The organism is Bacteroides sp., from assembly GCF_028690125.1.
In the GTDB taxonomy this organism is placed as follows: Bacteria; Bacteroidota; Bacteroidia; order Bacteroidales; family Bacteroidaceae; genus Bacteroides.
This window is the reverse complement of record NZ_JAQVBV010000002.1, coordinates 1-12,259: the sequence shown is the minus strand read 5'-3', so window position 1 is coordinate 12,259 and position 12,259 is coordinate 1. Positions and strand designations below refer to the sequence as shown.

Genomic DNA, 12,259 nt, shown 5'->3' with positions numbered 1-12,259 from the left:
TTCCGGAACTTTTTTCAGTTTTATAACTGATTTTTCGGGATAAGATGTAATACCGCAGAACCATATGCCTGGGAATAGAAGTAACAAGTGTTTCTTAAATGTCAAAATTAAGTTCATATTTTACTTGTTTTCACTGAAAAAATAACTCCTTTCAGATTGGAGTGTATGAAGGCGTCAAACAGTTCATTTTCTGTTTAGAAAGGCCGGGGACGGGAGGCGAGTGGCTAATTATACCTTTGGGGGAGAAAAGGCAGAGGGCAACCAAACGCCTGTCCCGTGGCCATATATTCTTCTCGACACAATAGTTTGAATAACATTTTATGTCATTTTATGATTGTTCTCTTGATAGCAAAAATATACTTCTGTATATTCTACTTCTATTTAGATTACAGCCTACAAAAGTAGGCTCTTCAATTGTAGAATTCGGTGCGTATTTGGGCAATAATAGTACTTATTTGAGCTATTCCTTCTGTTTTTTATCGATTTTTATCATAACTGCATACTCATGCCTACTGTCTCTACTTGCAAATAAAGGTTTGTACCTTTAAAAAATCTAAGTAAGAAAAAAAACGAATCTAAAGCACGGGGAAATTAATACAGGATATTAAAAGAGTAAAAGTAAATAAATCCTTATTTATTGTATAAATTGGTACTGATAAAAAATAAACTATAGTTTATTTCTTCTATGTTGATATATCTATTGTAATATACTATTTTGTATATTACATATTTACTTTAATTTTCTCAAAACATATAACCATACTACTTCTTTTTTGTTATTACTGTATAATAACATTTAGATGTATTGATTATGGACGATTTTTCGAAGATGTCATCCGACCGATTGACAACAAATGAACGTAAAGAACTTGATACTTCCGAGTTTGGTATACCGGAACTTAGAGAATTTCCTATTCATGATGCTGCTCATGTTCGGGCTGCTGAAGCCTATTTTAGATATGCTCCTGAAAAGTATAAAGCACAATTAGCACGTAATATTCTGGCAAAGGCACATTTGTTGGGGGTAAATGTGAAAAGTCCGATTATTATGGAATGGGCTGAAAAATGAGACCATTTGTTTGTGTCAAAAATCAGATATCATTCTTTTTACCATCATAACCCCATTTTACATAAATGGCTCCCCAGGCAAAACCTGCTCCAAATGCTGTAAAAATCAGATTATCGCCTTTTTTGAGTTTATCTTCAAAATCCCAGATGCAAAGAGGAAGAGTGCCTGCACTCGTATTGCCGTATCGTTCTATATTAACCATGACTTTTTCGGATGGAACCTCCAGGCGTTGTGTTACCGCACTGATGATTCGTTGATTTGCTTGATGAGGAATCACCCAGTCAATGTCATCTTTGTTTAATTCGTTCCTCTCAATAATCGCTTCACAAGCACTCGACATATTAGCTACGGCATACTTGAATACTGTACGTCCTTCCTGATAGATATAGTGCATATGATTATCCAATGTATAATGAGACGACTCGCATACAGACCCACCTGCTTTTATATGCAAAAAAGGCAATCCTTTTCCATCTGTTCTCAGGACAGAGTCCATAACACCTAAATTTTCTGTTGTAGGTTCAAGCATGAAAGCTGCACCGCCGTCGGCAAAAATCGGACAAGTCGCACGATCTGTATAATCTACTATCGACGACATTTTATCAGCTCCTACTATGATTACTTTTTTATATTTTCCTGAGCGGATAAAGTTTGCTGCCGTTTCTAAAGCGTAAAGGAAGCCACTACAGACAGCTTGCATATCAAAAGCAAAAGCATTTCTCAGTTCCAGTTTATCGCATAAGATGGAAGCGGTCGAGGGTAACCGATAATCGGGAGTGGTAGTAGCGACAATCACCAAATCAATATCTTCAGGGCGAGATTGGGTACGTTGTAGCAATTGTTTTACAGCTTTACGAGCTATATATGAAGTGCCAAGACCTTTTTCCTTCAGAATATGTCTCTCTTTTACACCAATGCGTCCCATGATCCATTCGTCAGTAGTATCTACCATTTTAGAGATTTCATCATTGGTTAAGATGTAATCGGGCACATATCCTCCAACTCCTGTGATTACTGCATTTATTGTCTGCATTGATTTTATCGGTTTATTAATTTTTGAATAACTTTCTTGTATAAAACGAAAATGCGGGCGCAAATATACAGAAAAGAGGAGGAAATCCAATAGCTAGTTGATAAACCTATTGTTCTTTTATTAATGAAAAGGAAACTTTGACTAATTTTTAGCTAATTAATAGGCTTGTTTTTTCTGCGTAAAGATATGAAAGTGCGTAAAAATATAACAAAATAAAAGATATTTATGCTTTTGTATTGACATTATGTAAAATATGCCATAAATGAGTTGTTATTGCTTATTTTTGTTAGAGTTTTATAAGTACTAATCACTATCTACTTTTATGCCATTCTAGGTTTATATTTGCTTTACGTGCTTGTGAATGCTGAAATTGGCGTTTGATACTATATAACTTGTCATCTTTCACAAACTTGGCCCCGGTTTGCTTAAACCAAAATGCAATATTACTATCCACGCATACATTGTGAAGATCCATCACCCAGTCAAAATCACATGGACGGGCTTCATTACCCGATTCTCCGCCAACCACCACTTGCTCGATCCATCCGCCAATATCAAAAGGCCGTAAATCAATTTTCTCTAAAAGTGGTTCACAGATAATGACCTTATGTTTAATGGGAGATACTTTATATATAGGCAAACGGTAATCGGCACATACTTGATTCTCAACCGTACAGCAGATCGTTACATTATCATATCCATCGCCCCAATCGTTAGGCAGGCACTGGTCGAAACGGTTGATACGTTTGGTAATCATTAAAAAGTTAAGATCACTTCGTAGTTTCATCATCTCCCACGCCTCAGCACGCCATTTGTCTGCATCTTCGACAAAAAAGTCAGAAGTGAAGCAGGTATATACCAGTGTTCCCGGTGGAATTTTGTAATCACCGTTCCGCTTCTTGCGTATGGGCAGGTCGAAATTCTTTGTCTGTGTAACTACGGAACTATCAATACCCCGTTTGGCATCGCCACGAAAAACATAACAATGTTTGCAACCCGGACTCAGCTTATGGCAACCATGCCATAAGTTCCACATTACCGATCCTCTGACAATAGCATTAGTTGGCATCGTGATTATAAGCAATTGATTTAACTATCTCGACAAACCGCTGCGGTTCTTCCAGATTGGGCGAATGAGCTGACTCTTCGAAAGTAAAAAAATCCTTTTTGGGTGCATCAATCGAATCTGAATATTCTTTAGCCAATTGATAAGAGACCTGGTAATCATACTTTCCCTGAAGAATATAAACCGGAATCTCAAAACGGGTTGAAGTTTCAAATAGATTATCCTCTATGATTCGATGAAACATATTGTTGAGCGAAAACATGGTTCCTTGTAAGTAATTTAGTTTATCTTCCAAAGTATAACCCCGATAATAAAGCAGATCGATGGCAATATCGAACATAGAAATATCCTTATGCTTGATTCCCACTCCATATTTGTTCATCGAATTAGTGCGTACTTTCAACAAATAATCATTAGATGGAAAATCATCTGCATACTTATCGTACAGTTCAAAAGCCTCAATGGTTTTCTTATCATCTGCTTTGCGGGCCTCGGATACAATGTAATCATAAGCTTGTCGCTCCGACTCCAATTGGTTGCATACCTGTCCGATACCGATATATGCATGATAAAGTTCGGGATATTTTTCAATCGTTTTTATTCCCAGATATGAACCCCACGAATGCCCCATCAGGTATATTTTCTCCATACCATACCACTTCCGAAGTGAGTCAGTCATCTGGCGGGTATCTTCCACAAACTGATCAATAGTCATCGTCGCAGGATCGGTATCCGAACTGAAAGTCATACCTGCTCCCCGTTGATCCCAATAGCAAACAGTGAAATATTGTTCAAGTTGCGTATCCTTAATCATTGGCAGCTCAGGACTTCCCGGACCACCATGCAAAAACAGAATCACAGGATTGCGTTCATTTTCACTCCGGATAAAATATCCCTGTTTTATTCCGCCGATTTTCATATCCCCCTTTTGGGCTATCAATGTTTTACCTTCCGGTGTGTTTCCGCTGTAAATCCAGATAGATAGTAATAGTATGACAATCAGTCCTATTAGGCAGCCTATCATCCAAGTCAAAACTTTTAAAATCTTTTTCATTGTCTTTTATTACTATTTAAGGTTCAAATATACATAGATAGTACCTAATACACAAATCCTTGGTTGAAAACTATCTTTGGTTTGATAGTGCTTCATCTTCATTAGTATTTCTTCCTAAGTAATACATCCTAATTAATTAACATACAAGAGCCTCTGTCATCCGGAACATCGTTTTTTTCCGATAACGGGAGAGTAAAGAAGGGGAGAAGATCTCTTCTTTCGAGTTGTTGAAACAAAGAAGAGATTCTTCGTTACGCCTTGAATGACAGATACTCATGATACAGATTAATTATAAACACTTACTTAGATAAATGATTAATAGATGATGTTTTAATTGTAATGTATTCAGATGGAATATATATAAAAACCATATGGTTATATGTTCTTTCTTTTGAAATTAAACATTTATAAATATGTAGATAAAAATGAGAATGGTAGTAATTTATAATATTTAAAATAAAGGAGATATGAATAGCTTAAAAAGTATTTCGATAGTCCTGCAAAGCCATCTTTAAGTTTAAAAAATAAAAATAGGAATAGAAGTTATTGTGTCTTAGTTTTGTACCATTTAAAAACCGTGAATTAAATATTTTATAAATAGTACAAACAATATGGCTACCAAAATTTTGAGTGTGGATGATGAGCTGGATCTGGAGGTTTTGCTGACACAGTATTTCAGGAGACAAATCCGTAAAGGAGAATATGAATTCACGTTTGCGCATAACGGACTAGAGGCTTTGCAAAAGATGTTGGAAACCCCTGATTTTGACATTATCCTGAGTGATATCAATATGCCCGAGATGGACGGACTTACTCTGCTTGCCAAAATAAACGAGTTGAAGAATCCCGCACTCAAGTGCATCATGGTATCGGCTTACGGGGATATGGACAATATTCGTTCCGCCATGAACAAAGGAGCATTCGATTTCGCGACCAAACCGATTGACTTAGAAGATCTGGACAACAGCATCAGGAAAGCAATCGAACAAATAGCCTTTATCCATAAATCGGAAAGAGAACACTCACAGTTAGAGTCGATCAAGAATGACTTGGTTATTGCCGGGGAGATACAGCGTGCTATATTACCAAATCTATTTCCACCGTTTCCGGAACTTTCGGAATTGGTGGATTTGTATGCCTCCATGACTCCTGCAAAAGATGTGGGCGGCGACTTTTATGACCTATTCCAAATTGATGAAAACCGTTTCGGGTTCGTGATTGCGGATGTTTCGGGAAAAGGAGTACCGGCTTCGTTATTCATGGCAGTGAGCCGGACCTTACTTCGGGCAACCGGTTTACGTGGGGTATCTTCCGAAGAATGTATAAACTATGTAAACAAGTTACTCTGCAAAGAGAGCTTGGAAGCGATGTTCGTCACGGCTTTTTATGGAATTTATGATTGTCGTACCGGAAGTATAGACTACACAAATGCCGGACACACCCCTCCGTATATCAAACGGCAAAACAATCACGTGGAAACCGTAGAGATGGAAACGAACTTTGTAATGGGAGTCTTCGATGATTTCCAATATGCGAGTGGACAATTTATACTGGAGCACGGGGACGTGTTGGTGCTCTATACGGATGGAGTGACCGAAGCTTTCAATGCCGAAGGAAAGCAATTTGAAGCCTCCGGCTTAGTACATATATTGGAAACCTTGCCCGATACTTCGGAGGTAAAAGAACTCGCAGGAGGTATCATAGATAGCGTATATTGCTACGCCGGTGAGCAACCGCAGTCGGACGATATAACCTTGCTTGTAATCAAACGAACCAATTAATCACTTTCAACTAACTATAATACGATATGGACCCAATTGAAATTTATGAAGTGGGCGCGGTGCTTGACACTGTCACCAGCAGTAATGAACAGCAGAAAATTATGACCCTGTTTGAGAAGAATAGAAATATTGCATTGGACTTGAGCCATTGTACATACGTGTCCAGTGCCGGATTGCGAGTCATGCTTTATACGTATAAAATGGCCAAAGCTAAAGGTGGACGTTTAGATCTTGTTGGTGTGTCGGATGAGATACGTGACGTGATGGCTATGACCGGATTCGATAAATTCTTCAAGTTCTATCACACCGTAGAGGAGTGCATTAACCAATAAAGAAGAGAATATGAGTCGTGCGTTGTTTCGACCGGTTGCCGGCAGGGCAGATGAGATTATTGATTTCATCATGCACACAGAAGAGGTGTCAGCACATCCTTCTGTAGAATATGCCATTCACCTTGCGTGCGAAGAAATTATCGCCAACATCACCAGTTACGCTTATCCGGCAGGTGTGGATGGTTATATTGGGCTGGACGTGACGGATGACGGTAAAGAACTGAAGATTGAGATACGCGATGGTGGCAGACCGTTTAACCCTATAGAAAAGGAAGCTCCTGACGTGACCCAAAGCCTTGATAGCCGCGATATTGGCGGACTGGGTATTTATCTGGTACTTCAAACGATGGACCGGGTATCGTACAGTTATGAGGAAGGCAAGAACAAACTGGTTTTAGTGAAGAATATCAGCGAATCAGAAAGCCATGAGTGACGTGCGAAAAAAGATGCTGCCGGGGATACTTCTTTGCCTGACCGGTGTATTGATTACAGTGACATTAGTTCAGAAAAAGGACCACTATCAATCAGTTGCCGGACTGGAAGTGCAATTGGAAGAAGCACGAAAGCGTGAGGAAAAAGCTGTAATGGTGAGAAGTGTGAGCAAACAGATGGAAGAAATAGCCTACCAGCAGAAAGAAATATCAGACCGGCAGAGAAAAGAGGCAGAATTGCAAGCTGCTGAGAACTACCGGATGAAACTACGTGTAGAGGAGGAATGGAAACGTGCAGTCAAGGCACAGGAAGAAGCAGTGAAAGCCTATCAACTGGCAGACCGCCAAAAAGCTCTTGCCGAAGAACGACAGCTTCAGGCAGAGTATGCAAAAAGAGTGGCCGATACTCTGACCTATCTTACACTGGGACGTTCGTTAGGTTCACTCTCCATTACACAATATAAAGCAGGAAATTATGAAGTAGCCTCTTTGCTGGCATATGCTTCCTGGGATTTTGTAGAGAGATTTCGAGGCGATACTTTTCTGTCATCTGTAATCAACGCGTTGTCACTCTCTTCGGGACAACCTTCTGTGTGGCAAAAGCATAAAGGGGGGATCACCTCAATTGTTATGTCGTCTGCAATCAAAAGCGAAGCTACATTTTATACAGTCAGCAAATATGGTGAAATACTGGTATGGAAGAAGGACAGACGTGGCACTTATAATGCGAAAGTCCTGTTTGCTGATTCTCAATATGACTTTCGTGCAGCCTATACCGATGCAGATGGTGTCCTGTATGCTTTGTCATACAACGGCAAGATATTGAAAGTATCCAACGGGCAGTATAGCATTCTTACAGCAGAAGGCAGAGGTTATGTCAGGATGCTTATTCAAGATGGCAAACTACTTCTGCTTTCTGCTACCGGAGAGATTACTTATCTGAATAACAATCAGGTATATTATGCACTGCCGGATATTACCTGTATGGTACAAACCGGCCGTGGTTTGTTCGTAGGATGTAAAAATGGAGATGTTCATCTGTTGGCTTCTACCCGAAACAGGGAAGAAATACCGGGAAACTTTTATCATGCAGCAGTAACCGCACTCGGATATTGCCCCGAAAACAGACAGCTTGCCATCGGATATGATGACGGCACATTATTGCTGACCGGATCGGATGGAAAAATCATCCAGCGGCTCGTAGCGCATCGGTCAGCTATCTCCGCAATCAGCATCCGGAAAAACAAACTGTATTCGTGCAGTTATGACCGTACCATCCGTCTTTGGAATCTGGCAACGGAACGTCAGGAAGCGGTAACCATTCTTGAAAGCTCTTCCTGGCTACAGGCAATGGAATTAAGCCTTGATGGAACCCACCTGTTTGCCGGAGACGGAAATGGCAACCTTTATCAATTATCCGTTTCTCCCGAATATATGGCGAGCTTCATTCGAGGCAGACTATCCCGGAACTTCACACCGGAGGAATGGGCTTATTATATGGGAAACCGGATTCCCTTTGAAACTTATACCTTGAAATAATTCTGAGAAATATGAGAAGAAACGTCTGTATAATGCTGATGCTGTTCTATGTAGCGGATATGTGCGGTAGGGAAGGAGTACCTTTCTTCAGAAACTATACCTCATCAGAATATGGTGCACATAACCGCAATTTCGATGTGGTAACTGACAAGAATGGTATCGTTTATTTTGCGAACTTCGAAGGATTGCTCTATTTTGACAATTCCGCCTGGCACATCATTTATACACCGGGATATTCCCGTATCACCTGTCTGTTTGCCGATTCCCAAGGCTCCATATGGGCGGGGGGATATAACTTTGTGGCAAAGGTCACAACAGACAAACGTCACAGAACAGTGCTGAAACCAATCGTTTCGGATACCGCAACTATTAAGATCGGTGAGGTGCGGGAACTGTTTGAAGAGAAGAAAAAAATATTCTTCCGTACACAAGAAGGGGAAATGTATGAGATAAAGAACAACCTTATCCGGCGTGTCCCGTATGTCACCCCCGAAAATAAGGAGAAAAAGCCCTATGTTCTATCCGGTGAAAAATGGATTGGAGAGGTGGAAGTCAATCATTCCGTCCGTTTGAAATCCGGATGGCAAGCATTGGCTACCCGGAATGACGGACTGATTATTCTGGATGGCAATGGTCGTAAACTTTATGCTCTGACCGAAGCGAACGGGCTGTGCAGTAATAGCATCAGCCGGATTGCCGTAGGCGAAAACGGTGCGATTTGGGGTGTAACCGACAACGGTCTATTCTCCGTTTATATACCTTCTAAGTTCACCCATTATTCTTCCTTGGAGGGACTGAAAGGTGAGGTAATCACTATGCAACGATATGGAGGCAACCTGTATATAGGAACCTTGCAAGGGCTTTACCGGGCGGAAGAAGGAATTGTTAGACGTATACCCGCCGTCAGGCAAGCGTGCTGGCAGTTGTCACCATCCGACGACGGCAAACTGTACGCTGCAACTAGCGAAGGAGTATTTGAGATAACCGGAAAAACGGTACGGCAACTCACTTGCAACTATACTCAGGCATTGGTACAGGACAATGCAGGATGGTTATATGTATCAGAAACAGACTGCATCCGCAAACTCTCGTTGCGAAACGGGAAGAAAAACAGCCTTAAAATAGCCGATCTGGAGAAGGTCGTAACCTTAACATATAGTAATCAGACCGGGGTCACGGCTCATGACCTGTCCGGCAACCTTTTTCTAAAAAGTAATAACAGTGACACCTTCACTCCGGCAGGATACTTACCGATAGACAACCACATCACTTACCGTAAAGATTCCATATCATGGTGTACCAATACCGAAGGAAAATCTATATCAGGCATTTACACATCACAGAATAATGATAAACCGGAAAGATTGAATGAATGTTTGGCATTATTGTACAACAAAACCATACGTACCATTTATGCGGAAACGGACTCATTACTATGGATTGGTGGCGATTTTGGTGTTATCCGGGTCGATTTTGCAGAAGATGATGCGGCATTCAGACATTCGCCGCAAGTATTGATCCGTGAAATCAGTGCCGGCAGTGATTCGTTGTACTTTGGCGGCAATTATATGAGAGAAGGCTGGGATGAAACCGGACAAAATCTTTCCGCCCCCGGGTTCGGCAGCCAGACGAAGGAAATCAAATTCCGTTTCTCTTCAGATGCTCTATCCACTCTGAGAAATGTGGAATATCAATATTGTCTGGAAGGATACGATGATAACTGGTCTACATGGAGCGACGTAACGGAGAAAACTTATGCCAATCTGTTTTACGGTTCCTATACATTCAAGGTACGTGCCAAAGATGTTTTCGGAAGGTGCAGTGAAGCAAAGAAATATCGTTTTACTATACTCCGTCCGTATTATCTTCAATGGTATAGCATTTTACTATATGTCTTTCTCCTGTCTTTTTTTGTTTTCGTGTGCATCAAATGGCGATTAAGGAAACTGGTAAAAGAAAAAGAAAGGCTCGAAGAGATCGTCGCTTCCCGTACAATGCAAATCATCGAGCAGAAACAAGAAATAGAAAAGAAGTCGGACAATCTCGAAAAAGCCCTGAGCGACCTCCGTCATGCACAGGCAGACTTGCTCAGGCAAGAGAAAATGGCTACTGTCGGAAAACTGACAAAAGGTCTGATTGACCGTATTCTTAATCCGCTGAACTATATCAATAACTTTTCCCATTTGTCAGCCGGACTGGCAGATGAAGTTCGGAAGAACCTTCATGCCTCTAAGAGCGGAATGGATGAAGCAAACTTTGAAGACTCTGTAGACCTTTTGGATATGCTTGCTTCCAACCTGAGTAAAATAGAAGAACATGGAGGAAATACTGCCCGCATATTGAAAGCAATGGAGGAAATATTGAAAGACCGCCATCGGGCAAAGAGTCAGATAGACTTTACCGCGCTGTGCCGGAAATCGCTGGAAATGCTTGCAACCTATTTCAAAGAAGATATCGAGCGTATGCAAGTATCTCTGCAAGGCCACTTCCCCGAAATACCTGTCCGGATACAGGGAAATGAGGAGCAATTGGGCAAAACCCTGATGAGCCTGCTGAATAACAGTATGTATGCCGTAACCCGGAAATACGGTAAGCAGGTCTATTCACCTGAAATCAGCATTGCGATGGAAACAGACGGAGAGATAATTACTGTCCGTCTGAAAGACAATGGAATCGGCATTGAAGAATCCATTTTGGATCAGGTGTTCGATCCGTTCTTCACAACAAAAACTACCGGTGAAGCGGCAGGAGTAGGCCTGTACCTTAGCCGGGAGATCATAGCCGGACACGACGGGAGCATTTCCGTAGAATCACGTCAAGGCGAATATACGGAATTCATTATCAAGTTACCTATCATTTAAAATCAGATAAAGTCATGGAAGATTTGGCAACATTGAACAAACAAATAGAAGAAATGCAGGAACGCTTACGCCTACAAGAGAAGCTTTCGTCCCTGGGAATGCTGAGTGCGGGCATTGCGCATGAGATACAGAACCCATTGAATTTTGTAATCAACTTCAGCAAGTTGTCAGATAACCTGCTGAACGAACTCAAACAACTGCTTGGCAGCGAATGTACCCAATTGCCGCAAGAGGAGAAAGAAGAAATCGGCGATATACTGTGCGACCTGACCGAGAACCTGCATAAAATAGCCGAACATGGCAACCGTGCCATCAGTATCATACAAGGAATACTGCTTTATTCACGTGGAAAAGAGGATGAATACGTGCCCACAGATGCCGCACGTCTTACGAAGGAATATGTATGGTTGGGCTATCATGCGATGCGTGCCAACTACAAAAACTTCAACATCTCCATCCATGAAGACTATGCCGACGGACTGTCGGCGGTGAAGCTGATACCGCAGGATTTCAGCCGGGTAGTACTGAATATAATGAATAATGCCTGTTATGCCGTTTGGAAAAAAGCACAGGAACATCCGGAGGACGGCTATCAGCCGATCATACGGATAAAACTTGCGCACGAAGATAACATCTTGACGCTCACCATAGAAGATAACGGAGTGGGGATGAGTCGGGAAGTACAGCAAAAACTTTTCGAGGCATTCTTTACCACCAAGCCCGTCGGTCAGGGAACCGGACTAGGTATGTCCATTGTAAAGGACATCATCGAGCACAAACATCATGGTAGCATACACTTTACATCCGAAGAGGGACAATATACCCGTTTCACCTTTCATATTCCGATGAACTTATGAGAACGTTGTGCATAATGTTCTTTTGTCTGCTCTCTGTTGCTTTGGTAGTTCAGGCTCAGGACAGTGACTCAGGTAAAAATACATATCTGGTAGCAGAAGAAGCATACCGGGACGGTCAGTTCAAGAAAGCGATCCGCTTGTTAGAACAGGACATGAAGAACTATGATCATATACTTGTTCCCAATGCTTGCCGCCTGTTGGCGTTGTGTTATATGGCTTTGGACCGGAATGAAAAA

At 41.3% G+C, this 12,259-nt stretch carries 11 protein-coding genes; 8 read left to right on the top strand and 3 right to left on the bottom strand.

The features are described from left to right. Positions 1-811: 811 nt before the first annotated feature. A complete protein-coding gene (locus PHO71_RS01720) occupies positions 812-1,069 on the top strand; it encodes a hypothetical protein (RefSeq protein ID WP_300197998.1) in 258 nt (85 codons plus the stop codon). A gap of 22 nt (positions 1,070-1,091) precedes the next feature. Here the strand turns inward: PHO71_RS01720 and PHO71_RS01715 are convergent, their stop codons facing one another. The 3 genes from PHO71_RS01715 to PHO71_RS01705 form a co-directional block, all read right to left on the bottom strand. After that, the gene (locus PHO71_RS01715) at positions 1,092-2,102 is read right to left on the bottom strand and encodes a beta-ketoacyl-ACP synthase III (protein WP_300197995.1); all 1,011 of its coding nucleotides are present in this window, start codon (positions 2,100-2,102) and stop codon (positions 1,092-1,094) included. Positions 2,103-2,412: 310 nt separating this feature from the next. Further along, on the bottom strand, positions 2,413-3,171 hold the full coding sequence (locus tag PHO71_RS01710; protein ID WP_300197993.1) for a DUF5131 family protein: 759 nt from the start codon (positions 3,169-3,171) through the stop codon (positions 2,413-2,415). After that, the gene (locus PHO71_RS01705; RefSeq protein ID WP_300197991.1) at positions 3,161-4,222 is read right to left on the bottom strand and encodes an alpha/beta hydrolase; all 1,062 of its coding nucleotides are present in this window, start codon (positions 4,220-4,222) and stop codon (positions 3,161-3,163) included. Before PHO71_RS01705 ends, PHO71_RS01710 begins: the two co-directional genes overlap by 11 nt. Positions 4,223-4,833: 611 nt before the next feature. Here PHO71_RS01705 and PHO71_RS01700 point away from each other — a divergent pair. From PHO71_RS01700 to PHO71_RS01670, 7 genes are all read left to right on the top strand, one after another. Next, on the top strand, positions 4,834-6,003 hold the full coding sequence (locus PHO71_RS01700; protein WP_300197989.1) for a SpoIIE family protein phosphatase: 1,170 nt from the start codon (positions 4,834-4,836) through the stop codon (positions 6,001-6,003). Between the two features lie 26 nt (positions 6,004-6,029). After that, positions 6,030-6,335: an STAS domain-containing protein gene (locus PHO71_RS01695; RefSeq protein ID WP_300197987.1), complete on the top strand. Its 306-nt coding sequence runs from the start codon at positions 6,030-6,032 to the stop codon at positions 6,333-6,335. Between the two features lie 10 nt (positions 6,336-6,345). Then, positions 6,346-6,768, top strand: a complete 423-nt coding sequence (locus PHO71_RS01690) for an ATP-binding protein (RefSeq protein ID WP_300197985.1) — start codon at positions 6,346-6,348, stop codon at positions 6,766-6,768. Next, positions 6,761-8,305, top strand: coding sequence for a hypothetical protein (locus tag PHO71_RS01685; protein WP_300197983.1), 1,545 nt, complete (start codon positions 6,761-6,763; stop codon positions 8,303-8,305). The genes PHO71_RS01690 and PHO71_RS01685 overlap by 8 nt, the downstream gene beginning before the upstream one ends. A gap of 11 nt (positions 8,306-8,316) precedes the next feature. Beyond that, positions 8,317-11,166: an ATP-binding protein gene (locus PHO71_RS01680; RefSeq protein ID WP_300197981.1), complete on the top strand. Its 2,850-nt coding sequence runs from the start codon at positions 8,317-8,319 to the stop codon at positions 11,164-11,166. Positions 11,167-11,180: 14 nt separating this feature from the next. Further along, positions 11,181-12,023: a sensor histidine kinase gene (locus PHO71_RS01675; protein WP_300197979.1), complete on the top strand. Its 843-nt coding sequence runs from the start codon at positions 11,181-11,183 to the stop codon at positions 12,021-12,023. Beyond that, positions 12,020-12,259: tol-pal system YbgF family protein (locus PHO71_RS01670; RefSeq protein ID WP_300197977.1), on the top strand; the 240-nt coding region annotated here is incomplete at its 3' end. The genes PHO71_RS01675 and PHO71_RS01670, both read left to right, overlap by 4 nt.